General features: G+C 41.6%; 31 protein-coding genes. 6 read left to right on the top strand and 25 right to left on the bottom strand.

Annotated features, from left to right (window positions below; all coding sequences use genetic code 11):
* Positions 1 to 3: 3 nt before the first annotated feature.
* The gene (locus ACXAC4_RS06820) at positions 4 to 435 is read right to left on the bottom strand and encodes a hypothetical protein (protein ID WP_475160109.1); all 432 of its coding nucleotides are present in this window, start codon (positions 433 to 435) and stop codon (positions 4 to 6) included.
* A 527-nt stretch (positions 436 to 962) separates the two neighbouring features.
* Here ACXAC4_RS06820 and ACXAC4_RS06815 point away from each other — a divergent pair.
* Positions 963 to 1,613 (top strand): hypothetical protein, encoded by a 651-nt coding sequence (locus ACXAC4_RS06815; protein ID WP_475160105.1) that lies wholly within the window; start codon positions 963 to 965, stop codon positions 1,611 to 1,613.
* Positions 1,614 to 1,671: 58 nt separating this feature from the next.
* Here ACXAC4_RS06815 and ACXAC4_RS06810 read toward each other — a convergent pair whose 3' ends face one another.
* The 22 genes from ACXAC4_RS06810 to ACXAC4_RS06705 form a co-directional block, all read right to left on the bottom strand.
* Positions 1,672 to 2,088, bottom strand: a complete 417-nt coding sequence (locus tag ACXAC4_RS06810; protein ID WP_475160104.1) for a LexA family protein — start codon at positions 2,086 to 2,088, stop codon at positions 1,672 to 1,674.
* Positions 2,089 to 2,182: 94 nt separating this feature from the next.
* The gene (locus tag ACXAC4_RS06805) at positions 2,183 to 3,136 is read right to left on the bottom strand and encodes a hypothetical protein (protein WP_475160101.1); all 954 of its coding nucleotides are present in this window, start codon (positions 3,134 to 3,136) and stop codon (positions 2,183 to 2,185) included.
* Entirely contained in the window at positions 3,109 to 3,807 is a 699-nt protein-coding gene (locus ACXAC4_RS06800; protein ID WP_475160100.1) for a hypothetical protein, read from the bottom strand. The genes ACXAC4_RS06805 and ACXAC4_RS06800 overlap by 28 nt, the downstream gene beginning before the upstream one ends.
* Positions 3,808 to 4,290, bottom strand: coding sequence for a baseplate complex protein (locus tag ACXAC4_RS06795; protein ID WP_475160099.1), 483 nt, complete (start codon positions 4,288 to 4,290; stop codon positions 3,808 to 3,810).
* Positions 4,287 to 4,913, bottom strand: a complete 627-nt coding sequence (locus ACXAC4_RS06790; protein WP_475160097.1) for a hypothetical protein — start codon at positions 4,911 to 4,913, stop codon at positions 4,287 to 4,289. The genes ACXAC4_RS06795 and ACXAC4_RS06790 overlap by 4 nt, the downstream gene beginning before the upstream one ends.
* Entirely contained in the window at positions 4,906 to 5,238 is a 333-nt protein-coding gene (locus ACXAC4_RS06785) for a tail fiber assembly protein (RefSeq protein WP_475160095.1), read from the bottom strand. Before ACXAC4_RS06785 ends, ACXAC4_RS06790 begins: the two co-directional genes overlap by 8 nt.
* Before the next feature lie 10 nt (positions 5,239 to 5,248).
* Complete coding sequence (locus ACXAC4_RS06780) at positions 5,249 to 6,085, bottom strand: hypothetical protein (RefSeq protein WP_475160090.1); 837 nt, start codon at positions 6,083 to 6,085, stop codon at positions 5,249 to 5,251.
* Positions 6,082 to 6,636 carry a phage tail-collar fiber domain-containing protein gene (locus ACXAC4_RS06775; RefSeq protein WP_475160089.1) on the bottom strand — a complete coding sequence of 185 codons (555 nt, stop codon included), beginning with the start codon at positions 6,634 to 6,636 and terminating at the stop codon, positions 6,082 to 6,084. Before ACXAC4_RS06775 ends, ACXAC4_RS06780 begins: the two co-directional genes overlap by 4 nt.
* On the bottom strand, positions 6,633 to 7,442 hold the full coding sequence (locus ACXAC4_RS06770) for a hypothetical protein (RefSeq protein ID WP_475160088.1): 810 nt from the start codon (positions 7,440 to 7,442) through the stop codon (positions 6,633 to 6,635). Before ACXAC4_RS06770 ends, ACXAC4_RS06775 begins: the two co-directional genes overlap by 4 nt.
* Complete coding sequence (locus ACXAC4_RS06765) at positions 7,435 to 8,571, bottom strand: baseplate J/gp47 family protein (RefSeq protein WP_475160085.1); 1,137 nt, start codon at positions 8,569 to 8,571, stop codon at positions 7,435 to 7,437. The genes ACXAC4_RS06770 and ACXAC4_RS06765 overlap by 8 nt, the downstream gene beginning before the upstream one ends.
* Positions 8,561 to 8,890 (bottom strand): DUF2590 family protein, encoded by a 330-nt coding sequence (locus ACXAC4_RS06760; RefSeq protein ID WP_475160083.1) that lies wholly within the window; start codon positions 8,888 to 8,890, stop codon positions 8,561 to 8,563. Before ACXAC4_RS06760 ends, ACXAC4_RS06765 begins: the two co-directional genes overlap by 11 nt.
* A complete protein-coding gene (locus tag ACXAC4_RS06755; protein WP_475160082.1) occupies positions 8,887 to 11,910 on the bottom strand; it encodes a phage tail tape measure protein in 3,024 nt (1,007 codons plus the stop codon). Before ACXAC4_RS06755 ends, ACXAC4_RS06760 begins: the two co-directional genes overlap by 4 nt.
* 175 nt (positions 11,911 to 12,085) lie before the next feature.
* Positions 12,086 to 12,370 carry a putative phage tail assembly chaperone gene (locus ACXAC4_RS06750; protein WP_475160079.1) on the bottom strand — a complete coding sequence of 95 codons (285 nt, stop codon included), beginning with the start codon at positions 12,368 to 12,370 and terminating at the stop codon, positions 12,086 to 12,088.
* Entirely contained in the window at positions 12,360 to 12,986 is a 627-nt protein-coding gene (locus ACXAC4_RS06745; RefSeq protein WP_475160078.1) for a hypothetical protein, read from the bottom strand. Before ACXAC4_RS06745 ends, ACXAC4_RS06750 begins: the two co-directional genes overlap by 11 nt.
* Positions 12,986 to 13,438: a phage protein gene (locus ACXAC4_RS06740; RefSeq protein WP_475160072.1), complete on the bottom strand. Its 453-nt coding sequence runs from the start codon at positions 13,436 to 13,438 to the stop codon at positions 12,986 to 12,988. Before ACXAC4_RS06740 ends, ACXAC4_RS06745 begins: the two co-directional genes overlap by 1 nt.
* A 9-nt stretch (positions 13,439 to 13,447) precedes the next feature.
* Positions 13,448 to 14,542: a DUF2586 domain-containing protein gene (locus tag ACXAC4_RS06735; RefSeq protein WP_475160067.1), complete on the bottom strand. Its 1,095-nt coding sequence runs from the start codon at positions 14,540 to 14,542 to the stop codon at positions 13,448 to 13,450.
* A gap of 13 nt (positions 14,543 to 14,555) precedes the next feature.
* On the bottom strand, positions 14,556 to 15,179 hold the full coding sequence (locus ACXAC4_RS06730; RefSeq protein ID WP_475160063.1) for a phage virion morphogenesis protein: 624 nt from the start codon (positions 15,177 to 15,179) through the stop codon (positions 14,556 to 14,558).
* A gap of 1 nt (position 15,180) precedes the next feature.
* Positions 15,181 to 15,654 carry a phage tail protein gene (locus ACXAC4_RS06725; RefSeq protein ID WP_475160062.1) on the bottom strand — a complete coding sequence of 158 codons (474 nt, stop codon included), beginning with the start codon at positions 15,652 to 15,654 and terminating at the stop codon, positions 15,181 to 15,183.
* Positions 15,651 to 16,088 (bottom strand): head completion/stabilization protein, encoded by a 438-nt coding sequence (locus tag ACXAC4_RS06720; protein ID WP_475160060.1) that lies wholly within the window; start codon positions 16,086 to 16,088, stop codon positions 15,651 to 15,653. Before ACXAC4_RS06720 ends, ACXAC4_RS06725 begins: the two co-directional genes overlap by 4 nt.
* 82 nt (positions 16,089 to 16,170) lie before the next feature.
* Positions 16,171 to 16,872, bottom strand: coding sequence for a phage terminase small subunit (gpM, locus tag ACXAC4_RS06715; RefSeq protein WP_475160058.1), 702 nt, complete (start codon positions 16,870 to 16,872; stop codon positions 16,171 to 16,173).
* A 72-nt stretch (positions 16,873 to 16,944) separates the two neighbouring features.
* Positions 16,945 to 17,982, bottom strand: a complete 1,038-nt coding sequence (locus ACXAC4_RS06710; RefSeq protein ID WP_475160057.1) for a phage major capsid protein, P2 family — start codon at positions 17,980 to 17,982, stop codon at positions 16,945 to 16,947.
* Positions 17,983 to 17,992: 10 nt separating this feature from the next.
* Positions 17,993 to 18,877: a GPO family capsid scaffolding protein gene (locus ACXAC4_RS06705; RefSeq protein ID WP_475160055.1), complete on the bottom strand. Its 885-nt coding sequence runs from the start codon at positions 18,875 to 18,877 to the stop codon at positions 17,993 to 17,995.
* 190 nt (positions 18,878 to 19,067) lie between these two features.
* Between ACXAC4_RS06705 and ACXAC4_RS06700 the strand changes: the two genes are divergently transcribed.
* Genes ACXAC4_RS06700 through ACXAC4_RS06685 form a run of 4 tightly spaced genes read left to right on the top strand, consistent with a single transcriptional unit; the run spans position 19,068 to position 22,679 of the window.
* Positions 19,068 to 20,843: a terminase large subunit domain-containing protein gene (locus ACXAC4_RS06700; protein WP_475160053.1), complete on the top strand. Its 1,776-nt coding sequence runs from the start codon at positions 19,068 to 19,070 to the stop codon at positions 20,841 to 20,843.
* Positions 20,843 to 21,901 carry a phage portal protein gene (locus tag ACXAC4_RS06695; protein WP_475160050.1) on the top strand — a complete coding sequence of 353 codons (1,059 nt, stop codon included), beginning with the start codon at positions 20,843 to 20,845 and terminating at the stop codon, positions 21,899 to 21,901. The genes ACXAC4_RS06700 and ACXAC4_RS06695 overlap by 1 nt, the downstream gene beginning before the upstream one ends.
* A complete protein-coding gene (locus ACXAC4_RS06690) occupies positions 21,898 to 22,212 on the top strand; it encodes a phage holin family protein (protein WP_475160047.1) in 315 nt (104 codons plus the stop codon). Before ACXAC4_RS06695 ends, ACXAC4_RS06690 begins: the two co-directional genes overlap by 4 nt.
* Positions 22,212 to 22,679, top strand: a complete 468-nt coding sequence (locus ACXAC4_RS06685; RefSeq protein ID WP_475160046.1) for a hypothetical protein — start codon at positions 22,212 to 22,214, stop codon at positions 22,677 to 22,679. Before ACXAC4_RS06690 ends, ACXAC4_RS06685 begins: the two co-directional genes overlap by 1 nt.
* A 122-nt stretch (positions 22,680 to 22,801) precedes the next feature.
* Here ACXAC4_RS06685 and ACXAC4_RS06680 read toward each other — a convergent pair whose 3' ends face one another.
* Positions 22,802 to 23,095, bottom strand: coding sequence for a PapB/FocB family fimbrial expression transcriptional regulator (locus ACXAC4_RS06680; protein WP_475160044.1), 294 nt, complete (start codon positions 23,093 to 23,095; stop codon positions 22,802 to 22,804).
* A 294-nt stretch (positions 23,096 to 23,389) separates the two neighbouring features.
* On the opposite strand from ACXAC4_RS06680, the gene ACXAC4_RS06675 reads away from it, so the two are divergent.
* Positions 23,390 to 23,632, top strand: coding sequence for an ogr/Delta-like zinc finger family protein (locus ACXAC4_RS06675; RefSeq protein WP_475160040.1), 243 nt, complete (start codon positions 23,390 to 23,392; stop codon positions 23,630 to 23,632).
* Here the strand turns inward: ACXAC4_RS06675 and ACXAC4_RS06670 are convergent.
* Positions 23,618 to 24,829, bottom strand: coding sequence for a tetratricopeptide repeat protein (locus ACXAC4_RS06670; protein ID WP_475160036.1), 1,212 nt, complete (start codon positions 24,827 to 24,829; stop codon positions 23,618 to 23,620). The two genes, ACXAC4_RS06675 and ACXAC4_RS06670, sit on opposite strands and share 15 nt — an antisense overlap.
* Between the last annotated feature and the right edge of the window lie 19 nt (positions 24,830 to 24,848).

Raw genomic sequence — 24,848 nt, 5'->3', positions numbered from 1 at the left:
CAACTAAGCCATTAACCCCACATCCCACCAGTCGTCTTGGCCTATTGCTGAAGCTCTACCTTGTAGCACCAACTCAGCCAGTTCAAGATCACCTATGAGAAGTAGGTTTTTATTAAATTTATTACTAATCGGTGATTCCCTTTGTTCTTGTTCTGCAAAGGAAAAAGCCAACTCTATCACTTCTCTGGCGTGTGACCAATGCTCTGTTGTTGGCTGAGCAGGAATAAATTGTTCTAGGTCATTAAACTCTACTTTTTTGAACGAAGTTAATTTGCCGTCTTGCATATGGTAAACCCTTCGTCCAACTAGCACATGGCCTTTATACTGCAGTTCTGCTAATTGCTCGTCGTTGAGCACGTCCCAATTCGCTTTTGCTGTTTGTTGTGCCTGGTACCGCTCAGCATCGGCTTGTTTTTGGGCGAGCGAATGCGCCAAATGCTCGGTGTATTCTCTTTTACGCTCTTTAATTTGTGCTTGATGGTCAAAAACGATTAACTGGCCTAAACGTATCTGGTAAAAAGTTTGGTATATACCGTCTAGTCGCTTTTTACCCTATTTGCTTTAAAGCAAGCGTTGTTTAATGCAAGAAGGTTGGCTCATTTAGAATCGAAGCCATTTTTCATATGTGTTACCATGCCCTTGTTATCAACCAATCTAAAAGCACCATAGATAGCTAAAAGTTTATGCAAGAAAACAATCAATTACACACACAAGAAAACGTTGAAGATATCCCTACTATCTATTGGCATGACTATGAGAAAAAAACCTTTAACCAATGATTTTTAATGTTTTTTTTGATTTTAAATTTATAAGTACACACACACCTACACACATCTATTAGTAACCTTATTACTATCATCATATACACTAATCATGTTGTTTAAGTATTTCTCTCTGTTTACCTATTGACTGACATTAAAGTAAACAATTATCATTCAAACTCAATTAACAAGGAGTTTACAATGAGAAAGATATTTTTAACTATTTTAATGCTATTGTTCTGCAACACAGCTAAAGCCATTCCATTCGAATTGGAGGGTTTAGCTACTAATACATCAGGAACAACCCACTTTTTTTCGATGCCTGGTTTAGAAAATAACAGAGATTTTCATTTTGTAACTGTTAAGTTCAAAACTACTGGAGTTCTTCCTAAAGTAATTCAAAGCGTTATTGGTGGCCATTCTTGGATTGAGACTTTTAGTAATTCATCTATTGCAAAAAAAGGGTTTGAGCCTGTAGAGCTTGGCTTCAGCACAGACGATCCTAGAAAAGCTTATTCGTTTCAGTACGGCGTCATTAGTGATGAGTCATACAGAACTAATGATTTTGATTATTCAATATTACTAAGAGTGGACATGGCAACATACCGTAAAGCAACATTCTATGCTGGTCTAGAACGAAAGGAATGTTATTCACCAACTGACGACCCTAACTGTGCTGGTATTTGGAAAAGTACAAGGCGCTATAGCGTAATACACTCTAATTGTAATAAATATAGTACAGATGTTTTGAAATACGCTGGAATTATTCCTGATCGATTATTTGACACAGCAGTTACCGCACTTGGACTTAAATCGGACATGCTATCTCATTACATGAAGTACTATAATTAATTTTCTCAAGAATTGAAAAGGGTGTGAATAAGTAGCATCCTTCAAAGCTTTTTAAATCTTAAAACAACTTCGACTTAAAACACTCTCTTTGTCTGAACAAACGAATTGAAGAAGTCACTACCCCTTCACAACTAAATACATCACAGTCTTTGATTACGACTGGTTTGTATTGTTCTGATGCTGATATTAAGCGGCCGTTTTTATAATCAAGGATTTTGCAGACAAACTCGCCGTTAAGATTGGCAACGATCACATCACCGTCTTTAATTTCTACAGCTCTATCTACAATGATTAAATCACCGTCGAATAGGCCTATGTCTTTCATTGAATCGCCAGAAGCTAAGCCAATAAAGGTAGCGACTCTGTTTGGCATAAAGAGTTGATCTAATGTTTTGCCTAGCTCGGGGTAAGTTGACGCTAGGGTTTCAACACCGTTATTGAAACCACAACTTGCTTTGATTGGGATGACTTTCATAATACACACAACAATTACTGTATATATAAACAGTATATTTAATTTTGGTATTTGATCAACTATGCACAGCTTTCAAACAAAATCTGTGCATAAGTCATTCAACCACTGGCTCAAGGGTACTTTTTAAATCGTTTGCTGTGTTTTTGTGATTGGTGAAGTCTGGTTTTGTTATTGGTGGCCCTGCGCCTTGGTCTTTATGGCCGTGATTTTCAAGGCTGGCACTCAGGTTCTTAACCAGGTTAATGAGGTCTAGTAGAATCTGCACGGCGTTGACTGAGTTATTACCTAACCAAACCGTTGCACCTTCTACTTTTGCAAGCGCTGTGGCTTTTGCATGTAGGGTTTGAAGTGATTCTAAATTCATATTCTCATGGGCTTTGATATCAAGTTGCTTTTGAGTGCCTAACATGAGCCCTTCAAGGGCAACGAATAATGCCTTTTCACCGACAATGGTTTTAAGCGCACCCATTACTTCATTGATTTGGTTGCCGTCTATTTGGGTTGTGTCATGACTGGCAATAGTGGTTTTTCGGGTGAGGTATTGCTCGTTTCGCTCTCTTGTTTTTACTGTGCTTTTGTCACTTGTTTGGGTGATATCACCATCAGTTTCGATGTGCCAATTGCCGTTGCTACCTTTTATTTGTGAGCGGTTATTTTGCTTTAGGCTGACATCGGTGTGTTTATGCTCTGGTACCAGGCTTTGCCATGGCAAAATGCTGGTAATAATGGGGGCGCTGTTTAGCCCGTCGATGTATTGAATTAAACAAAACATGCCAGGCTTTGGTTCGTTTATTAGTCCCGCTTCACTGGCTTGGCCTGTGGCTAAAGTGACTTGCTCGAAGATTGGCACGTTTAAAGGCTCATAGGTGTTTGGTTTTATAAGCTGAATATCTGCCGCTTTATATGGTCTAAATGGTGTGCTGATTTTGCTACCATTGGTTGGCAAATCGTAAATGTTTTCGATTCGGGCAAGTTGCGGTAAATGTTTACGCTCGCCTAATTCTGGAAAGTAGCGAAGTATTAAGCGCTTAATAGCCTGTTTGACCATTGTATTTGCATCCTGTCGTTTTGTAGGGTTACTTCCTGTATGTAACGCCCGTTTAGTTTTAGTCCTGGTCTAAGTTTTGGAATAGCAATGACTTCGCCCGTGGTTGAGCTGGTTGTTTTGATTGAATGCTCGGGGTAATCATCAATTGTGGTTTGGGCCCAGCGGCTATGCTGCCAACTGCCCACATAGATTTTACCGTCGGGTCGCTGCTGATAAATAAACTCAGGGATTTGCCAGCACTGGCCTATTTGTTTGAGTGCTTGGATACCGGTGCCCGCATGACAAAACATGGGCAATGTGGTTTGCATATAATCAGCATCGGGGGTGATAAACTCGAGTCGATTATCTAGGGCATTTAATACCTGGCTTATGGTGGCATGGCGAATTGATAAGGCTGATTGAAATGCCAGTGCGCCTAGTAGCTCTCGGCATGTTAGGTACCAACGGCCATTTGCTTGGTGTTTAGATTCAATCACGCCTAAAAAGTAAGGTGTCATGTTGATAAGTTCATAGCCTAAATGCAGCTCAACCACCCCGCTTGGCTCTTGCTCTGTGACCACTTCAAACTTTGCACGGCCAGCGCTGTATAAATCGAGTTGTACTTGTTTACTGATAACATTAGTAACAGGATTACCGCCAATAGTAAGAGAATCTGATAACCGGGTGCTCATTTATGGCCCCTCGATGTTTTCAAACTGTTGTTGTATTTGAGTGTGAGATTCGTTGCTTTGAGTTTGGCTGTTTTGATTTGCGGTTGTATCTAACTGTTGCTGTTCACGCTCTGAGATTGAACGCACTTCGAGTAGTTTAAATGTCACTTGCCAGCCTTTCACCTCATTAAGCTCTGTGGCTTTTACTTCGCCGTCGAATTTGGCTTTGCGAATTTTATAGGCTTCTGCAAGTGCGTTGTTTACGGTATAGGTTACCCGTGCACCATTTTCGTCGAGCGCTTTAGCTTTGGTAATGAGAGCGGCTAAGTCGTTTTCATCCACATGTGCAATTTTGGTTTTTACAGTTAAAACACCTGGCTTTACGCCATTATCTGAACTCAGAGCAAAGGAACCAAAACCCGACATATCACCGCCCGCCAGTTTCACCCCTGCATTCACTTGGGTGTCATAACCTGGTACTTGCCAGCCATCAATGGCAATCATAGTACTTCCTTGATTTTATTCAGCTTGCTCAGCTCACCCACGAACAGGCAAAACGCCCAATATGGTGAGTCATCGCCAATTTGCTCAACTTGCCTTGCCAATGCATCAGCACTGCCCGCAATAAGTATATGTTTATCAATACCCGTGTTTTTTGGTGTGAATGATTGATTCAATCGCTCGTTACGTGCGGTTTTTAATTCGGTTGTTTGGGTAAGTGCATCATCAATATTGGTGATTAAACTACTACTCTCCTCGGCTACTTCTGCCAGTTCTTCAGCGATTTGCTTTTGTTGCAATGGCTTTAAACTTTGCAAACTATGCTCACGCCATTCAAGGCTTTGGCCCTCGTATGCAGTTAATTTATCTTGCTCTAATGTGCTCAAGCTTTGTGCATAGTGTTGGCAAGTAACTAGCTCGGGTATAGGGCAATATTCGCTTAATGTTTCAAGTTGGCTTGAAAGTGCTGAGGGATCATTTGCGCTTATTGATAAGAGTAAACCGTTATAGGTTGTTGGCTTATCAATGCGTGAATCATCCTTTATGGCTTTAGCAAGCAAAACCGCGCCCGTTTGCATGGCGCAAGGGGCGGCGGTTTGGTTAAAGCATAGAGAAAGGTTATGCATTTGGCGCTACAGGCCAAACTACGCTTTCAGGTGATTCAAACTTTTCAGGTAAATCACGTAATGCTTGTCTGTATGTCTGCCAAGCTGTTTTTTGTAATTCAGATAATGGGGCATCAACTGCTTGAGTCCAATCTGAAGCATTCAACAGTTTTTGACGTTTTTCTTTAACTTCTTGCCATTGTTGTTCTAGAAACTTTTGTTCAAGAACTGTTGATGGAATGGGCAGTTTGGTGACTCCTTTCGTTTCAGGGTTAACAAGTTCACCGTTCAAAGGCACATTAAAATATGTTCTTCCTTCGAAATTTACACTTTTTATGACTGTCATCGTTTTTTCCTTAAACTTGTGCATCAAAATCAAAGTCAGCTAGCACATTTGAATTACCACCCGCATTGTGAAGTATTTCTTTCCATGTGTTTTGACCATGATCATTTTCAATAAATGAGCCTGAGTTTCCATTCGATAATCCATAATGGTCATTCGATGATGCAAAATATGGTTCGCTGCCTTTTAACTTAATAAAAGAGTTATGTCCTAAACTCAACGCAACAAACCCTGCGCTGCCATTGTTAGAACGAAAGAAAGGGAAATCATTGATAACTATGCCACCGAAAATCATTTCTAATGTGAAATAAGGTGCATTATCGTAATTCATGATTGCCGATGAACGGTAACCATTGCTTCTATTTGTAGAGTCTGGCTTTAACTTAGCTGTCTCCAAAATAACACCGTACAATTTCAGGGTAATATTGTGCCCACCAAATTGAACTGTGCCATCGTTCTTACCGAGATAATCAACTGAAACCATTTCTATCGTGGCTGGATTGTCATAGCTACTTCTGAAAGCATATATAACATTTGAACACATTAAGTTGTCATCCATTTCAATGCGAGAACCAGCTGGCACATTAATATTATACGATTTTCCACTGACTAACTTGGTATTCAGGGCTGCAAACGTTTTTAACGGTAGATGGCTTTGTTTACCACTATTTTCATCGTTACCAGCTTCAGGATCTAAATAAAATGTTTCAAGGTTGTAATCTCGAATTGTATCTCTTACCACTGTTGTGGCTTTGGTCATAGCTTGGTTGATTTTGGTTGTCTGTTGTTCAACTGTTTGAGTAAGGGCTTCAGCAGCCGCAATTACTTTCCCTAGTAAAGATTCACTCATCTTTGGTTTTCCTTATAAACTTGTTTTACATGCCTATGCATATTGTTAATTTGGCTCACCGCTAAAATAGCGAGTGTGCTATTGATTTCATCAATCTGTGGCGAGTAATCAAACATCCAAGATTGTGCGGGAATGGTGATTCGGGCCAATGCTGCGGCGGCTGCAAATTTGAGCACAAACGAGCGGTTATGTACGTTGTTCACGCCTTTTCGTTTTCGCTGCATGGGCAAGTAATCAACGGCAAGTAACAAGCCTGTTTCGGTAACTAACCCAATCCAGTTGTAATCGAAATCGCCAATATCTTGCTCAAGAATAACCGCCCAGGCTACGGTGTTATCGTCCACCTTGCCTTCCACATCAATATTGCGGCGATGCACAATCTGTAAGCTTGGCGGCATACCTTCGTTTGGGTTGCGCTCGGCCTTTTCATTGAGGTTTGGAATGTTGGCAAAGACCAGCTCTTTAACCCCTAAGCCCTTGTCATTTAAAGCTTGAGTGGCAATGAACTGTTTACCCGCATTGGTTAAAATCCCTGTTATATTTTCTGTCATGCTGTCGCGGTACTAATGCCGCCCTCCTTGCTTATAAATCCATATTTATGCTGTGCATAAAGCGTATGCTGCACGGTTAAAGTGGTGGCTAAAAACTCGGTATTGCTAACTTGGTTATCTAGCCCAATAAACTGATACACCTGTTCAAGTTCAAGGCCGTGTTTTACATCGTGTTCGATTGGTAGCAAAGGCGCTGTGCTTGATTCGTTTTGTAACGAGGTGAAACCATGGGTATATTGCTGCTCTGCATTGCTATCTATTTTTAAATACAAAGCATGTGGCACATGACAACTGTCCCATTGCACATTGGTTTCACCCAATGAAAGAGCTACATCAGCCACGTTATGCACGGTAAATTCATAACGTCGACAAGTACGGCCATACAACTGAATAATCTCGGGCAATAAGTTGTTATTGTTGGCTAAGGCCGTGTCGCTGATATCTAAAGCAATAATGTCCCAATCGCGCCCATCAATTCGTTCACGCACATTGAGTACTTCAATATCTAAACGGGCAAATACGTCTTTGATGTTTGCCAAGTCACCCGATTCAATGGTGTTTACAAGTGCATGTTGCACCCGTTTTCGATATAAACTCACAGGTTCGTTATCGAGTTTGTCTGTTAAACGCTCCCAGGCTAAAAAGCTCAAGATAGGCTCTGCATTTTGTTGAGCTTCTTTTTGGTTAACTGCCCACATCACAAACTCGGCTGTTTTATTCCAATAGCCTGTCGCAGCTTTTACTAGCTTTTGCGCATAGCCTTTGTTTAACCAGGTTGCGATTTGTTCACCGTCAGACTTAAACACGCTTGACCTCCAAAGTGCCAAGCACGGGCAACCAGTTCTGTGCATGAATATCATCAATGTTGAATTTGATGGATTTAAGCTGCTCAAACTCTTCGTGACATTCACTGATTAACTGGCTGATTGAAAATTCACTGTTATGGGCAACGCGCGTTGGTTTGTATGCTGCGTTTTTTCTAAAAGCTGATTCAATAAAAGCGGTTAATTCAGCGTTTATGTCTTGCTCTGTGTGTAATGAATATTGCGCTACAACATTAAAGCTTTGGGTGGGCATGGCGAAAACCATAAAATCATCACCCAAACCATGATGGCCTTTATCTCTAATATGCGTATTAATGGCACTTAATAGCGCTGAAGGTACAGCTCCCACATCAAGATAAATATAAGCGTTTGCGGTACCTGGCCCACGAGGAGCTTGGGTTTCAATTTCAATGTTATCAATGGGCACATGAAAGTTTGCGATGATTTGTTTATAGACAGAATTAATATGCCAGCGGGCTGCTGTACCAAACACATTACGGATACGATTGCGGTAACTTTCGGTATCTTCACTGTCTGCGCCTGGTCTTAATAACCAATCTGCAGAGTTGGTAACAGTGACACCATCTTGTTGTTCAGCAAAATAACGATAGGCATTTTCAGGCAAATTAAAGCCCGCGCCCTCTTCAACGGCTTCGGCCAATGCATACGCAGTGCTTTGACCGTCTTTAAAGTAAACATCTTGCAGCAAAACCAGTTTATAAACTTGGCCGCCAATCACATCGGTAACAACTTCAGACCCTTCAACAATGGTGCTTTCGCCTTCGCTGTTTGTTCTGGTAAAAGTCAGTAAGCCTTGTGCTTTGACCCCTGTTTGAATAAATACATTTCGACTTGGGCCATGTTTTTCAATTAATGCTTCACGGCTTGCGGTCATGATAAAGAGATCTGTCATGACCGTGTGGGCAATCCAATTAAATAGCTTCACAACAGGTTTTGTGATCAAGGCTTCAATAGTTCGCCAGAACGGGCCAAACGGTGAATCATTGGCTACAGAAATATTCTGTTTTTTAAGTTCCTCGCGCCATTGTTCGGCTGCTTTTTCTTCAGTAAGTGGTAAACCCGCTTTTTCCATCAGGGACTTAAATTTCATAATGGCCCCCGTACTGTCTGGTTTTAGCTTCAATTGATAATCCGTTATCGTTTTTTATTATGTTGATTGAACCTGGTTTTAGTCTGTCGTCTTGCTCAACTATTAATTCAAGCTCTGTTAAAATGGGTTTAATTCCGTTTTGGTTACGAAGACCAATAAGCTGCACAAGTAACCCACTTTCTAAAATGCGGTGTTTGATATCTTGGGCAATGGTATCAGCGGCTTTTACAGTGCTTAGGCTCAGCGAGTCATTTAATACAAAGTCCCCTTCGACCACAGCAAAATCTATATGTAAGTCGATATCATCAAAGGTCATCATGATGCTAACTCCATCACATCTTCAAAGGTGCGGGCTATGTCATCGGTTTTTACCGTTAAGCTTTCAATGTGCACACTCTTAGAGTTGTCACTGCTTGCATTGCTGGTACTGATATTGTTGGTTTTAGCAAGCTGCTGTAAAAAGGCTGAGCGCTTAGGCTTGGCAACATAAGTGCTATTTAGCTCGGTTTGCTCTTGCTCTAATGACTGAGCGCTTTGTTCAATAATCTTGTTTTGTGCATTGTTGGTAATTGCATGATCTAAATAACCCAGCTGTGTGCTTTGAGTTAATGCTTGTTGTGCGCCCACTGCATAATGATTGCTTGGTGACTCATTATGATTAGATAAAACTTGTGCATTTAGAGGGATCACATTGCTTGGGAGTGATTGATTTACTTCACTTAGTTTTGAAACAGGTGTGTTAGTAAAATTATCAACTGTACTAGTTAACGTATTTTGTAATGTAGATTGTGACGCAAACTGAGCGGTTTTATCACTATGGCCAACATAGTCATTTATAACTTTACTCGATACAAAACCGTGAACCCTATCGTTTGTTGCAGCATAGTCATTTATATCTTTACTCGATACAAAATCGTGAACCCTATCGCTTGCTGCAGCATAGTCATTAGTAACTCTGTTAGTTGGTACAATGTTGTTTGCTTGAGCTAATGCATTCGAGCTTGAGAGCTTTACAACATTACTAGGCAAGACTTGATGAAGGTTAGAGTTATTGCCTAGCGTCGAAACATGACCATTTACCAAAGCACTATGCTCTAAACTTGCTGTGCTGGTATTACTCGCACCACCTTGAACCAATTCCTGTGCTCTATTGCTGAAGTTATTACCCGTTTGCAAGCTTGAGAACTGCACAACCTTGTTTGATTGTGCTTGCTCAAAACTTTGTAGTGAATGATTTTGAACTTGCGGGATCACATATTCTGTTGCTTGGTTAGCAGTTGCAGTTTGTTGAATTGCGTTTGCATGTGTTGTGCTTTCTAGCGCTTGCACTGCTGAGCTTGGTTGTTGGCTAATTTTCTGCACTTCTTCATCATTACTAAAGAAGTCGATGACCATGTTTAAAATGCCATTTTCAGCCAAAGACTTTAAAAAGCCGGTGACACTTGCTGATATGTCACTGAAGAATTTAAAGAACGCACTTACTTTTGAAAATACGCCATCGAATACGCTTGAGATAAATTCGCCAATCCCTGAAAACACTGCGGCAATGGGTTCATATACGGCCATAAACGCCGATGTAATAAAGCTAGTTACCGTGCCGACCACTTCACCAATAAAACTAAATGCAGGGGCCACAAAATCATAAATCGCTGAGCCGATAGATTTAACCAGGTACCAAATGATTTGCAGCGGTAAAGTGATTAAATCAAAGGCAACGCGCATACCTTGAAATAACATTGAGTTGTCGGCCCATTCACTAAAGGCTGCTGAGATTTCATCAAAGTAATAAACCAGCGCTGATACTGCGGCTATGGCTGCGACCACACCCACAACTATCCATGTGATCGGGTTTGCAAAAAGAGCGGCTGAAAAACTCCATGCTGCTGTGGCAGCTGCGCCAAGTTTGGCTGTGACTAAACTTAAAACGCCCACTATGCCCATACTTTGTAATCGGCTTAACATACCACCTGCAAACAATAGAGCATTGCCATAGTTAGCTGCTGCAAAACTCGCGGCTTTAATGGCTGCGGTTTGAATGGCTAGTGCGCCCGACCAAGCTTTAGACCAAATGCTGGCAAGTTGGGTTGCTTGTGCACCTTGTAACATTGCTAAGCGATATAACCCCACCAAAGCATTGAAGGTACCCATTGCTACAGTTGCGCCAATAAGCGCCACGACAAACGCGCCAATAATACCGCTCAAAACGGGGAACTCTTGAGTTAGCCACACCACCCCTTGTAAAAGCTTTGCAAGTAAATCAACAATGGGCTCAATAATGGGCAATACGGTTTGCCCCATGCTCACCAATGCAGCATTGAGCGACCCGCCAAATCTATCCCACGCGCTGCCCATGGCATCGGCCATTTCAACGGCTACACCCATATCTGAAATATTAGAGAGTTGGTTTATGTTGTTTTCAAGCTGGTCCACTTGCGGCATAAGCTGCTTTATAAGCGCCACGGCTTCTTTGGTACCGAACGCTTTTTGTAATGCGTCACTCTCTGCCACGGTGTCTATGATCCCAAACTTTTCATGTATGCGATTCATCACATCAACCATTGGCAACATACGGCCTTGTGAGTCGGTCAGTTGTATACCTAGTTTCTCTTGGGCTTTACCTACGCCACTTAAGAACGCACGGTATTTTGTACCCGCTTCACTGCCTGACATGGTGGCTTGTAATTGACCTAACACGGCCATAGATTCATTCATGGTAATACCATGAGAGTTTGCTTCAGCACCCAATGTACTGAATGCGCCCGCCATTTCTGAGCCTGTTGTTTTAAACATACGAACTGACGCGGCGGTTTGCCCTGTTAGCATCTGCACCCATTCAGATTTGCCCACTTCTTTGGCGGTGTCTTGATAAATGCCGTACATGGTACCAAAATAGTCGGTCGTCGTAGCTGCATCTGACTTGGTGCCTTTGGCAAGAATGGCTGAGGACTCGGTAAACTGGGCTAATTCTTTACCCGTAAGGCCACTTATAGCGGATTGAATGTCGTAAGAGCTGCGAATAACTTCAGCGGTATTGCCGCCGTAATTACTCACAAAATTCATTGCGGTGTTATTAAGTTGTGTCAGTGCCTGGTTAGACACATCAAGGGATTGCACTTCACCCAATGCAGCTTGGGCTTCAATGGCAGGGTTGAGCGAGCCGACTAGCATCATTGCCCCGCCTGCTGCATTCATTAGCCCGCCAGTTAATTGCTCTTTGGCACTGGCTGTTTGTTCACTCAGTTGGTTTATTTTAGACATGATCTTATTCACAGGCCCCGTGACTTTATCAATCAGGCCTATTGAATAGGTAAGTTTGTCCATTTTACTGAGTGAACTCATGTGTTTTACTCTTCGCCGTTTAGTGCCATGCAAATGCCGTTGTTTACCGCAACGGTTAGCAACTCCTGTTGCTGAGTTTCAATAAAGAGCGCTTGTGCCAAGGTGTCATCAGTTATTGGCAAATTGCCAAAGTGTTTGGCGTGATAAGCAAATAACTGATCTAAGCGGTTTTGCTTTATTTGCTTGGCTCGCTCTTCGATTTTTTTACCGAAAAGTTAAACTCTGGTTGATAGTCTTCAATCAAAGTGCCCAACATAAACAGCGCTGCACCTGGTTGCTGTAACAATGTTTTAAGTGCTTTCTTCTGTTCGTCTTCAACCGCTGCTAACAAAAAGTTAGTGGCTGGCTGAATTTTATTAGTCGGTGTCGTGCTGTTGATATATTTGTTGTAAGCCTGCCCCGTAACATTAAAAGTAAATTCTTGTTCACCGGTATCAATAACAATTTGCTTATTCTGCATTTTGATTGCTCTCTTTTAGTTGGTTTTGTTCAAGCAACGTATAGCTGAAGGTATTGCCATAGCGTTCAGCCGATTGCTCACAAAGATTAATAAATTCTTCAAAGTCCCTTGGGTTCGCAAACACTTGGCAACCAGCCGACCATTTATCGACTTGCTTTGATTCAGTATGTGCACTTGCACGATGACAGTTAATGCCAAAGTAACCGCTTTGAAGCGCTGCGGCTTTTATGTCAGTTTCAAGCTCAGCGTTTTTATCGTTATCACGAAGCACTAAAACAGGTTTGTTTTGTACCAATGCTTTGTACTTACCTTGGTGATAACCAAACGTCCAAAGGCCAAGATGTTGCCCCGGTACCAAAACTGCTGTGCCGTCAATGTTCATTGGATGCTTACGCCAATAAAGGCCCGCATCAGTTGTGGCTTTGAATTGCTTAAGTTGCCACTCGCCGTTTTGCTGATACAACAGACAAATTAAGTCATTAAAGGTGTTGGCTCGGGTATTTGCGGCACGAACACCAATAATGTTTAGGTTAAGTTCACCCTCGAACACTTTGTGCTTACTCAGTGCCATGGCACTGAGTAAAACTTGCGGGCGAAGTTTGCCTAAGCCACGCATTACAGATTTCTCACTTCATCAGCGGTGAGATAAGGCACACCATTGATATATACAAAATCAGGTGAGGTGATCGGGCATTTAATAGAGAATGTATTCTCTTCACCGCCTTCGGCTTTAATGTTTAAAAGCTCTTCAAGTTGTGGCATACAACCAAAGGCTTCAACATTTAAATCGCCCGCTGCAACACTTGAAGTAAATGCCACATCAAAAGGTTCAATGCCTTTCCAGCTACCAGCCTGTTGCGCTTGGGCTTGCAGCAATAAGAAGTTTTCGTGATCAAGTTTTAACGTCACTTCTGCTTCCACTGGGCCATCAATCCAACCTTTTGGAATACCACGCACCATTTTTGGTTTACGGCCATCGGTGATTTTTACTGTGGCTTCAACAACGTGCACCATGGAGTTACCCATAAAACAGTCAAAATCCTTTCCGCCTAATACTTTTTTAGTCATGGTCTGTCCTTAGCGATCTAACATAATGCCAACAGTAATTGTGCTTGGTGAGTCAATTGGCTTAACCTTCAGCACAACGTGCAAGTGTTTTTCGTTCATAAACGTCAAACTAATGCTGTCGTCTTTTGGTGCATCAATTAAACCTGGAAACTTATCAGCACCAATGTTGACCGACTTGCTCATATCTAACAGTGGTTTACCCAGCTTACGTTTACCGTAAGCAATGCCCGTTGGTGAGTTATTTAGCTGGCGGTTTTTAATTTCATAAATGGCTTTAACGCGCACTTGGCGAGCGGCCATATCAACAACACGACCAACTTCGATTTGCTGAAAATCACCGCCTTCAGCGTCGAGCATGTTTACATCACCAAAATAAGTGCCATCGAAGTCTGGGTAAAACTGAACACAGCTAAAACGTAATGCATCCAATGCGGCTGTTGTGGCATTAGTCAGCGGCTCGCCCGCACTGTCTTCAGGTGCAAGCATCAGCGACATAGCGCCTGTTTTTGTTCTCATAGGTGAGTCAGCAATGGTCACTGAACGTTTACACAAACGACCTAGCACACCGCCTAGCTCATCACCAATAAGCAAAGGCACAACGGCAACACGATCACCCACCACACCATCAACTAATGGGTTTAATGCAGTGACAAGTTCTGACCAGGTTTGATTACCATCTAAACCTGGGGCAGCAACAAGGGTGCGAACATAACGCGCATACTTGTTTAAGATTTCGAGGTTTTTAGCCTGGTATGCTTCGACTTCGGCTTTGCCAGTAACCGGTGTGCAAATGGCGATAATTTCAGGGCTAATGTCCTGCTCCATTGCTTTATCAATGAGCGCTAAAATATTCTCGCCAGCACCGTGAGAAACTGCATAACCACTTACCAGGTCATCACCATTTCGCTGCCATGCTTTGAGCTGTGTTTTTAGTGGTGAATCAGCTTCACCAAACAGTGAGTCAAAATCACTTTGTGCATTGATTGCTTGAATTACACCGTTATTTGCTGGCGCTGCACCAATCACTAAAACTGTGCGCTCGACTTCTTTAGTCGCACCACTGCCAGTTTGAATGGCGGCAACCGAAACTTTACCTTGTGCCATAATCGTTCCTTGTTCATGCCACTTGCATGGCTTTGTTTAAAATAAAACTCATGTGCTGTTTATGCTCTTTTTTCATTTCGCCTAAAAAAGAGCGGGCGGGCAAATCAATTTGCCATTTGCTCTTACCTGAGCCGCCCTTTAATTCTTTAAGTAAAAACCCCGCTTGGTTGAGCGTGAGGTTTTCAGTTATCCATTTAATACTGGGCCTTTTGGTGCCCTTGCCCCGATTACGCGGGATTTTATATCCTGCTGCTATGAGTGCTTTCGCAATGCTCCGTGTTGCCTTACCCGCTTTATTTTGGCTCGCTTTATTCTTGCGGGGTGTCACTTCAAAACTCGCGCCTTGTTGGTGCGCTGCTGCAATCTTGCCTGTTTTACGGCCTTTAAAATAAGCATGGGCATTGTTAGGCCCAAAGCGTACTTTCATCAGTTTTTTAAGCTTGGTGAGCATTTTCTTTTTCTTACCGTTTGCTCTCCCTTGCCACTGCTTACCTGTTAAATCTTGCTGGCGAGTAATGCGCCGTTTACTTTGTTTACTGACGCTTCTGATCACACTTCTTAATATGTTTCGACGTTTGCGAGGTTTAAGCGAAAGCAAGGTAAGTTGCTCAATGCTCTGCCCCTTGTCGAACTGCATATCAAGCACTGCTAATACCGCCTTCTAACGTGAACATCTCAGCAATCCAAAGGCTTTGTTCACCAAAGTCATAACGAACACCATTTAATTCAAACGGGCCACTCGGTGCTTCTACCAAAACCACATCTTCGCTAAGCGCTTCAATCTGAAGTTCTATCTCATTGCTGTTGTCGTCGTTTAAATCTGAGCTAAATTCAATGCTGTCGCTGTCATCTTTTGAGCCGTTGTTTTGCAACCATAAAGAAGCAAAGGCACAAATTAATGGTGCGGGCGCTGAACATGGGTTGATAGAGATCACCCCGCTATAGGTAAATCGTGCGGCCAATATGCCGTTGCCATTAATACGCTTAGAGCTTGGCTCAATCACCCCGCCTTCTATCCAGCAATCGAACTGCTCTGGTAAAGCCAACAAATGCCCCTGATATTGGGCGCTTTGTAAATGTGTTTTTAGCTTGGCTATTTTGCTTTGGCTCATATCAATTCAACCGTTGCTGTGGGGCTTAAGCCAATTAACAAACGCACATTGTTAATGCTTTGATGTTGCCAATAGTCGAAGTTATCGGCGCTCGCTTGTTGTTGTGCCGCTGCACTGTCTCTGTGTGTATTGCCTAAACGACTGATTAAGGTGCTCGCTTTGGCTTTGCTATACACGGCCAATTGATAAAACAGTGTTTGCTGAGCATTTAAAGGCTCGCCGTTGCTGAGCATTACCTTATCGAGCTCTTGATTTATCTCAGCTTGAGCGGCTTTTAGCTTGTCGCTGATCACATTTGTTTTGTTTGAGTATTCACTTGGCACAGCAAAGTTTTCGACAAAATAGGCTGTGCTTAAATCGGGGTAATAGCCATTGCCAGCAACCACTTGGTCGTGGGCTTGTTGGTCGGCTTTAGGCATGTTTGATAAGTTCATATTACCCTCGTTTAAATTTGTGTGAGCGCCACTTAGTCTTAAGCAGCCAATCGCTTTGCGTTAACTGGTTAAGCTAAGTTGCTCACTGGCGTTGGAGCTGTTTCTGTAATTTAGCGACTAAAGTTTTTACACCCGCTTTGTCGTTAATCTGTTGAGCAATTTGCCCAAATCGCAATGCATTACCATAGTTGTGCATTGCAGCTTCAATTTTGGTGGCTATGGCGTAAAGCTTGCCGCCTGCAATCTCACTGCCCGCCCAATCTTGGTGCTGTGTCGCATCAATCACCCTGTGCAAGACAAACGCAATTTTGGCTACATCTTCAACCGTACATTCGTTTTGTAGGTACCAATTTGCATCGTCATATAATTGGTCGATTAAAAAAGTCGGCCAATGTTTAGTATTAAACTGCTTAGGCAATGGTTGCTTTTGTTCAATGAGCAGTGGCAATAACTCAATGGCCTGTGCCCAGCGTTTAAGATCTAATAACCAAATGAACACCCATGCCAAAACAAGGTTTGGGTGATTATCACCACTTAAGCGGTATTGGTTTATGTAGCCTAAATAATCGTTCTTCTCGATTGCTTTGGCTTTGTAATCTGCCTTGTCACAAATATCGCCAAATGTTTTTAGTTGAGCCAAGTCAGAGTTAATTGCCGCTTTAAAAAACGCGTACTCAGTTTGCTTATTTTCGCTTTGGTTCACCTTTTTAGGTGCACTCACTTTCACTGCGCTTTTTGGTACTTCGCTTTTTGATTTGGCTAAGGCTCTTTTAACTAAGCTCATATAAAAACACTCTTTAAAAAATGCCGCTTGAACTGCTTAATCAAGCGGCAAACGCTCTACAATCAAAGGAAGTTAAGACCAGGTACCATCTTCAGCTTTGTTGATTTTTACGGAGTCAGATTCGATGAAAACAATTTTTTCTAAGTCTTCAACGTAGTAACAAGCATTACGTGACTCGTAGTCTTCAACGCGCTTTTTTTTCGGGTTATTTTCAATGCTCATACGTGTTGAACCCGACTGAACGTAATGACTTAGATTGTCAAAGCTCGTCACCAAAATGCCGCGTTGAGGAAAGAACGACACTTGAAAACTCGGCAAGCCGCCGTAAGTGTTGATCACTTGCGCCATTTCAACTTTGTCTTTTTCGCTTGGTGTATGGGCGTTTTTGGCGTAGTGCTTACCCTTGTCTTGAGCAATCAGCTCATCGCCAATAATGGCAACCAAACCAACACGTTTATGCAGTGGAATACCTTGAACTAAGTCATGCACAGCACAGTCAAGGTTTTCGTAGTCGCCGCCTTCACCAATGCGAACTTCGCCCGCCGTTTCACCTTCGGTAATTACACGCTCTGAAGCATCGCGGCGAACCAATTGCAACCAGCCAATGTTTACGTCTTCTAACATTGGGTTATCAGCTAAATTAGTAATCGGTGCGGCTTTGATACCGTGCCAACCAATCTTGATAATATCGAGCGCTTTTTGCTGGCGAACATGGTTACGATAACGGTTATGAAAATCAGGGAACTTAGACCAAGCGTCCATCTTTGCCCAGGTTAAGTGCACGTCGATTTCTTCTTCATAACAACGGTATTCGCGCTTGGTTAAACCCGACACATCTTTGGTTTTACGCTCGTTGTTACCGTCTTCGTCCACACCAGCACGGCCAGTAACACCCGCCCCCGCAGACATAAACACCGATTGACCCACTAAGTCATCAACTAGCGCATGGTTAATGCGAGTTAAAAACTCAGCCGATTCATACACCGCGTCATAAAGCTTTTGTTCAATGGTCGGCTCTACCGCGAAGTTTTCTGACACACTTGCAACACCATAATTGCTTGCAAGCGCCACACAAATGGCATTAAAGATTTGAGTTGTTTTTGTGCGCATTGCTGTTTCCTTACAGTAAGTTGCTATATTTGCCGTCATCGCCTGTTGGCTCGTCGTCGGCATCGGTGGTGTCGTCAGCTTCTTCGGTTACAAGCTCATTAAACTTGTTTTCAAGTTTGCTGAACTTGTCATTTAATTGGGTGAGCTGTTCCGTCAGCTCTGAGTTTTGGGCGTCAGTGCCCTGGCCTTCATCCTGTTGGCCGCCAGCGTCCTGCTGATTGTGTTTACTGAACTCAGTTAATGAAGTGTTGAGCTGAGTAAAAAGTGGTGTGAGCGATTCGGCTACTGCTGAACCAATCTCTGCTTTGTCTTCTTTAGTTAAAGGCATGGTGTCATCATCCTTGTTGAATAGGTTTTTAAAAAATGGCTTTTTCGGTGGCTTGTCGGCTTGGCTATGCAAACCAAGATCAGCACGAAGAAAAGAAACATCCTTGTTCTCTATGCCACGCTCTTTACTGAATTTTGCTCTAGATGTGTAAGCACTGGCTGGGTAATCAGTTACGGCTAAACCTGTTAAGTAGGTTTTGCCAGTGCCTCTAAAATCGCGATCTATTTCAATCGAAAAGTAAACATGTTGGTCGGCTTGGTTTAACTGCACAAAACTAGCATTTGGTGCAAGCACGGCCTTTAGCACTTGCACACCGTCATCGTTGGTTTCGCTTGTGACTTCAATTACATCACCCAACATGCCGCCATTTAATTTTACCGATGAAAGTGCTTCAGCTTTCCAACCAGACCAATCTGCATAATGGTCAATGTTAATGCGCGCACCATACATATTTGGGTTATAGGTTTCGACAATATCGTTTACGTCTTTTTCTTCGATTTCTCGGCCATCAACTGTTAAACCAACAGCGGCGATAGAAAGTGGAATTGTGCGTAATTGACCTGACATTGCTTACCCGTTTAGTGCATATCTCTTGAAAAGTTGTATGCAGTTTGCACCCACTTTTTGCACTTTTCGAGCGGTTTACTTTTTAGAAATTCCTATATTTGGGTTTTAGGAATTTGTAGGCATTTAAGTACACGATTTAGGCTTTTTTTGCCCTTAAACTGCCTGCATGGATGAAAACACGGGGCGCAGGATGCAACCAAAGTACGGGCCAGAAATACGAAAACAAGCACAAGACTTGTATATCGTGAACGGCTACACATTTGATGAAATAGCAGAATTGCCAAACATGCCAAGCGCTCGAAGCATTCGACGCTGGGCCGATGATGGCAAGTGGGCTGATATGTGCCCAAGCTATAACGCTGAAATGGCATTTAGCCGCCGCATTAATATTCTTACTGATAAACCAGATAAAAGTGAAGCTGATTATAAAGAACTTGATTTTTGTACTCGTCAGCTTTGCGCACTCAATAAAAGTAAACTTGCTCCCGCTCCTAAACAACGCGCCGCAAATGATGGTCAATCAGAAGGCTCTAGCTCTAATGGTAGTCGAAATAAAAAGAAGAAAAATAAAAAAAATGACTGCTCAAGCATTACCGTTGAAATGCTCAACGAACTTAAAGATAAGTTACTTTACCCACACCAATTACATTGGTTTGAGAACCAAGATCACCGCAGCCGCTTTATATTAAAACCGCGCCAAATTGGTGCCACCTTCTACTTTGCATTTGAAGCGTTTTATGATGCCGTGGTGAATGGCCGCAATAAGATATTTATATCAGCATCGCGTGACCAGGCAGAAGTTTTTAAAGCCAACATAATTGCTATGGTGCGTGAGCATTTTAATGTTGAGCTCACTGGCTCGCCTATGGTTTTAAATCTAAAAGGCGGCAAAACAGTTAAACTTATTTTTAAGTCAACCAATGCAAGAACAGCACAATCAGAAAGTGGTGACTTATACATAGATGAAGTGTTTTGGATCCCCAAATACAAAACCCTTCGTGGCCTTGCTCAAGCAATGGCAACACATAAACATTTACGCATTACTTACTTCAGCACTCCTTCAGTAACAAGTCATGAAGCTTACGACCATTGGAACGGAAAATGGTACCGCAAAACCAAAGCATGTAACGACCCTGAATTTGCTATTGATTGCAGCCATAAAGCTTTAAAAGAAGGTCGTTTATGTGAAGACGGCATTTGGCGACAAATGCTTAACGTGCATGATGTGGTTAACTCGGGCTTTGACCGCATTGATATATCAGTGCTTGAAAACGAATATTCACAAGACGAGTTTGACAACTTGTTTATGTGTAAATTTATCGACGATGCACACTCGGCGTTTAACTTAAAGCAACTTATGGCCTGTGTGGGTGACTCTAGTAAATGGGATGACTTTGACGAAGAGTACGAGCGCCCATTTGGTTTAAAACCTGTGGTAATTGGTTTTGACCCAGCACGGTATGGCGATAAAGCGTGTGTTGCTGTTTTAAGCTTACCAATGAAACCAGGTGAAAAATTCAGGCTGCTTGAATCTCTTGATTTGAGTGGTAATGACTTTGAAACCATGGCGAAAGAAATCGAAGAACTCACCAATAAATACAACGTGCAACACATTGGTGTTGATACGACTGGCATGGGTTATGGCGTTTGGGAACTCATAAGTAAGTTTTACCCAAATGCTGAGCCAATTCATTACAACCCAATCATCAAAAACCAAATGGTCATCAAAGCAATGAATGTGATTAAGAATCGACGTTTTGAGTTTGATGAAAACGCCGTAAATATTGCCAGCTCATTTATAAATATTCGCAAGCAAGTTAAAGGTGATCAGGTTATTTACGCGACCAACCGCACAGCAAGCACAGGTCATGCTGATATGGCTTGGGCGATTATGCATGCAATGAAATTTGAACCACTTGATGGCAACACAATGGGCCGTCAAACCACAGTAGGAATAGCAGCTTAATGGATAAGCCAAGGATGAAAGGCGTACAAGCTGGCAGTACACCCAATTACACAGGCATGAGCGATGTGTTTAGTTTTGGTGATCCTGAACCAGTTTTAGATAATCGACTTACAGATTATACGGGCGTATTTGCCGATATGAATGGCATTTATGAGCCGCCTGTTAGTTTAATGGGCTTAGTTAAATTACTCAGAGTAAACGCGCAGCATGGGCCAATATTGGGCTTTAAGCGCAACATGATTTTAAAGTGGTTTAAAACTAACCCTGTGCTCAGCAACGAAGCGTTTAAAAAGTTTGCTTATGACTTTTTATGGTCTGGTAATGGCTACTTACAAGTGATTCAAAATAGGTTTGGGCAAGTTATCAGGCTCAAACACTTACCCGCTTTGAACATGCGTTATACCACAGAGCGTGGAGTATATGCCCAGTTAACCAATCGAAGCATTGAGCCGATTAAGTTTAAGCCTGGTGAAGTCATTCACATTAAAGAGTATGACCCAGCACAAGGCATTTACGGTATACCTGAGTATTACGGCGGCATTCAAAGCGCCTTACTCAATGAGGATGCAACTCTATTTAGGCGCCGTTATTACAAGAACGGTGCTCACATGGGTTTTATCTTCAGTATGGCCGACCCGAACTTAAGTGAAGACGACGAGAATAAATTAAAAAGCGCAATCAGAGACAGTAAAGGCGTTGGTAATTTTAGAAGTTTGTTTTTTAACTTTCGAAGTAAAACTGCCGATGCAGATAAGTCGATTAAGATCACCCCAGTTGGTGACATATCTACCAAAGACGAATTTGAACGCATCAAGAAAATCACCCTTAACGACATGCTGAGCATGCACCGTGCGCAAGAAGCATTGAGCGGTCAAAGCTCTGGCGATTCACCGGGCTTTGGTGATTTAGATAAAATCACCCGTGCTTACTACAACAACGAAGTAGTACCACTACAGCAAACCATGCAAGGCATTAACCGTTACTTGCCAAGCCAGTTGCACATTGATTTTGCGATACCCGAATACTCTGACTTACACCCAAGCAAGGATGCCGAATGATGGACTTTATAAACCTTAAACACATTGTGCAGTTTGTTGTTATCAGTATGGCTGCGGCTGCTGTTCAACTTTACTTATCGCCCCACGCGTTTACTTTTGGCCGTTACTTTTTCAATGCACTCATGGCATTACTCGCGGCTTATTTGGTATCAAGCTTTTGCGACTTTTGGCAAGTAGCCGAAAGCGCCCGACCTGGCTTTATTGGTGTAGGGGCATATTTAGCCCCGCATCTCTTTAACGGCCTGAATAATTTGGGGCAAAGGTTTAGTAAAGATCCTATGAATATGATTAATAAGTTTAGGGGCAAGTGATGGGCTGGCTTAAAACTGCATTAGAGTTTATTACAAATCCAATTGCCGACTTAACGGGCGGCTATCGTGAACGCAAACGCATTGCTGCTGAAATGGCCGCCGATATTGCCAAAGCAGAAAACAATTTCAAGATTGCCCAATTTAATGCAAAGGCAAGACGATGTGAGCAAGCGGAACAGAACGACGCTGACTATGACTTACTGGTACTGAAGAACCGCGATAAAACCTTTATGGATGAGATCATTATTTTGTTCTTCTTGGGTTTATTTGTATGTCATTTTATACCAGCAATGCAGCCTTACATGGCTGCTGGCTGGCAATCAATGGGCTATAAAGGCGCGCCCTGGTACTTTGAGTTTGTGATAGTTGGTATTGCCGTTTCAACACTTGGGCTTATGAGGTTGTTTAGGGCTTTTTGGGGGCAGAAAAATCTCAATCAAAACAAAAAGCCAATTGAAAACAAATAAGTCGTGTAATAAAACTAAGAAAATATTCAACATAGGTAGTTACCTTATTAAAAAAAGTAACTACCTATTTTATGAATCAAAAAGCCTAAATCCACAACATCTTTATGTGATGCTGGAAAAGATTAATTGACCATGTCAATTTCCTTGATTAGCTCAATTACCCTAGCTTTTTCTTCAAGCTTATTGAGAGCCGCTGAGAAGTTTGGCACTTCAACACCATTAATAACTGCCGCCGCTTTTTTATCCATTCCTCTGACCAAATAATCATTAAGCGCATTGATCACACTTTCACTTTGTATTCGAGTTAATGATAAAAGTAACTCAAAGCGTTCTTGGGTTTGCATTCCTTTAAACAAGTATTTCATAAAATAGTTATGAGTTAAGTCATAATTATTTAAGTTTATTTTGATTTTCAATTTTTACAATGATTTTTAAAGCTTTATTGTCACTTTCGTTTCAAAGCATGTCACAACTTTGACAATCAGATCCTTTTCAACAATCTTCTAGATCCTTTATTTACTTGGCTTAGCTTTAATATGGCTGTCACTAGGCTTGTCAATTTGACGCATTTTTTGTGCGAAAGCGGAAGGCGAGGAGGAGTGAATTTTTTAGTATTTTTGTTTTTCGGTCACAGTGAATAAGGTTATTTGAACCGCAACTAACTACTGTATATAATTACAGTTAAGTTTTTTGTTTGGTGTTTAATAATTATGCGAGTGATTTGTCCGAACTGTGGTAGCAAAGCAACAATAACCTCAAGAGAAGAACAGTCAGCGCATGTGTGCAATTTATATGTGAGTTGTACGAATACTAAGGAGTGTGGCGCAACATTTGTTTCAACCTTGGCGTTTGCGCATTACCTAAACCCACCAAGAAAAGACACGGCACAAATGGCCGCATCACTGATTAAAAATTTACCTCGGGAGGAACAAATAGAATTAGTCGGATTGTAATGCCTTTAATTCATCTCTTGCATAAATAACAACTTTTTGTATTTCTTCTCCTTCTAAATTATTAAAGCGGGCTATCAGAGTGTCATAGGTCTTAATTGCTTCTTCGCTTTGCCCTAAGTCTCTCTGTGTACCCCCTTTATTAAACATTCCCATAGCAACAAATATTATTATGTCGTCATTCTTTGAATCACTAAAGCGGGCTATCAGAGTGTCAAAGGTATTTATTGCGTCCTCACTTTGATTTAATGTAAGGTGTAAAACTCCCTTATTGACCATTCCCTTAGCAACCTGTTTCAGTATGTCGTCGTTCGTTGACTCATTAAAGCGGGCTATCAGAGTGTCATAGGTTTTAAGTGCGTCTTCATTTTGCCCTAAACTCATTAAGCAGTGAGCTTTAGAAAGATAAGCATTAGCTTTTATTGAATCATTGTTGCTATCCAAACTATTATTAAGAATCACATCCCAAATTATTTCGGATAATTCATATTGCTTGTTTGTTAAGTAATCTGAACCAATTTCAATCCAGTCTTGAGTATTTAAATTTGAATCTTTAAAACTTTCATGATCTAGTTTGTTATATTTATATAGTAATGAATCAGCTAGTTTTGCTTTTACATTTCTTATTTCTATAAACTTCTCGTGTTGTTCTTTTTGCTCTTTCTCAATGTTCTCAAAGCGAACTTTCAATTCCTTGTTCGTTTCATCTAATTTAGATTCAGCATCTTTTATCAATTTATCAGTATTACTTGTTAGCCAATTTTCGGCTTGTTCCTTGGCTTTTAAAATCGAAATGTAGCCAGTGGATAAGCCCAAGATTATAGCTATTAATGTAATTAATATGCTGTAATAATTAATATTGAGTGATAAATCAGATACTCTGCCATCAAATATTTTAAACTCGTTTTCTTGGTTTTTTTCCAAGCTTTTTAAATTTAGGTTCAATTCTTTTAATTGAAACTTTAGTTCTAAATATGTCTCTTCCAGCTTTTTTGAGTCTTCATTGATTGAATTTTGCTGTTTGATTTTTTCACCTAAAACAGCCACTTTGCTCTGTATAGAGCTTAATTCCTGAGACAATGATAAATAGACTAATTGGTCTTTATTATTGTTCTGTTCAATCTCTTGCTTTTGTTCATTTGCCATCACCATTTGTGAGAACAATAAGAGCATTGTCAAAATGATTAGAAAACCGCGCATTCTTAATCCTTGGTATATG

Source organism: Pseudoalteromonas sp. AWM4_233 (assembly GCF_056158285.1).
Note: the sequence above shows the minus strand (reverse complement) of the source record. Positions and strands in the feature narration are given on the sequence as shown.

Coding starts and splice junctions, on each gene's coding strand:
- ACXAC4_RS06720 (WP_475160060.1), bottom strand. CDS start 16,088: ATGAACTTATCAAACATGCCTAAAGCCGACCAACAAGCCCACGACCAA.
- ACXAC4_RS06795 (WP_475160099.1), bottom strand. CDS start 4,290: ATGATTGCCATTGATGGCTGGCAAGTACCAGGTTATGACACCCAAGTG.
- ACXAC4_RS06785 (WP_475160095.1), bottom strand. CDS start 5,238: ATGACAGTCATAAAAAGTGTAAATTTCGAAGGAAGAACATATTTTAAT.
- ACXAC4_RS06695 (WP_475160050.1), top strand. CDS start 20,843: ATGGATAAGCCAAGGATGAAAGGCGTACAAGCTGGCAGTACACCCAAT.
- ACXAC4_RS06750 (WP_475160079.1), bottom strand. CDS start 12,370: ATGCAGAATAAGCAAATTGTTATTGATACCGGTGAACAAGAATTTACT.
- ACXAC4_RS06765 (WP_475160085.1), bottom strand. CDS start 8,571: ATGAAATTTAAGTCCCTGATGGAAAAAGCGGGTTTACCACTTACTGAA.
- ACXAC4_RS06790 (WP_475160097.1), bottom strand. CDS start 4,913: ATGCATAACCTTTCTCTATGCTTTAACCAAACCGCCGCCCCTTGCGCC.
- ACXAC4_RS06800 (WP_475160100.1), bottom strand. CDS start 3,807: ATGAGCACCCGGTTATCAGATTCTCTTACTATTGGCGGTAATCCTGTT.
- ACXAC4_RS06735 (WP_475160067.1), bottom strand. CDS start 14,542: ATGGCACAAGGTAAAGTTTCGGTTGCCGCCATTCAAACTGGCAGTGGT.
- ACXAC4_RS06710 (WP_475160057.1), bottom strand. CDS start 17,982: ATGCGCACAAAAACAACTCAAATCTTTAATGCCATTTGTGTGGCGCTT.
- ACXAC4_RS06755 (WP_475160082.1), bottom strand. CDS start 11,910: ATGAGTTCACTCAGTAAAATGGACAAACTTACCTATTCAATAGGCCTG.
- ACXAC4_RS06700 (WP_475160053.1), top strand. CDS start 19,068: ATGCAACCAAAGTACGGGCCAGAAATACGAAAACAAGCACAAGACTTG.
- ACXAC4_RS06670 (WP_475160036.1), bottom strand. CDS start 24,829: ATGCGCGGTTTTCTAATCATTTTGACAATGCTCTTATTGTTCTCACAA.
- ACXAC4_RS06690 (WP_475160047.1), top strand. CDS start 21,898: ATGATGGACTTTATAAACCTTAAACACATTGTGCAGTTTGTTGTTATC.
- ACXAC4_RS06730 (WP_475160063.1), bottom strand. CDS start 15,179: ATGCAGTTCGACAAGGGGCAGAGCATTGAGCAACTTACCTTGCTTTCG.
- ACXAC4_RS06810 (WP_475160104.1), bottom strand. CDS start 2,088: ATGAAAGTCATCCCAATCAAAGCAAGTTGTGGTTTCAATAACGGTGTT.
- ACXAC4_RS06815 (WP_475160105.1), top strand. CDS start 963: ATGAGAAAGATATTTTTAACTATTTTAATGCTATTGTTCTGCAACACA.
- gpM (WP_475160058.1), bottom strand. CDS start 16,872: ATGAGCTTAGTTAAAAGAGCCTTAGCCAAATCAAAAAGCGAAGTACCA.
- ACXAC4_RS06725 (WP_475160062.1), bottom strand. CDS start 15,654: ATGAGCCAAAGCAAAATAGCCAAGCTAAAAACACATTTACAAAGCGCC.
- ACXAC4_RS06740 (WP_475160072.1), bottom strand. CDS start 13,438: ATGACTAAAAAAGTATTAGGCGGAAAGGATTTTGACTGTTTTATGGGT.
- ACXAC4_RS06780 (WP_475160090.1), bottom strand. CDS start 6,085: ATGAGTGAATCTTTACTAGGGAAAGTAATTGCGGCTGCTGAAGCCCTT.
- ACXAC4_RS06745 (WP_475160078.1), bottom strand. CDS start 12,986: ATGCGTGGCTTAGGCAAACTTCGCCCGCAAGTTTTACTCAGTGCCATG.
- ACXAC4_RS06775 (WP_475160089.1), bottom strand. CDS start 6,636: ATGACAGAAAATATAACAGGGATTTTAACCAATGCGGGTAAACAGTTC.
- ACXAC4_RS06685 (WP_475160046.1), top strand. CDS start 22,212: ATGGGCTGGCTTAAAACTGCATTAGAGTTTATTACAAATCCAATTGCC.
- ACXAC4_RS06760 (WP_475160083.1), bottom strand. CDS start 8,890: ATGATGACCTTTGATGATATCGACTTACATATAGATTTTGCTGTGGTC.
- ACXAC4_RS06705 (WP_475160055.1), bottom strand. CDS start 18,877: ATGTCAGGTCAATTACGCACAATTCCACTTTCTATCGCCGCTGTTGGT.
- ACXAC4_RS06675 (WP_475160040.1), top strand. CDS start 23,390: ATGCGAGTGATTTGTCCGAACTGTGGTAGCAAAGCAACAATAACCTCA.
- ACXAC4_RS06805 (WP_475160101.1), bottom strand. CDS start 3,136: ATGGTCAAACAGGCTATTAAGCGCTTAATACTTCGCTACTTTCCAGAA.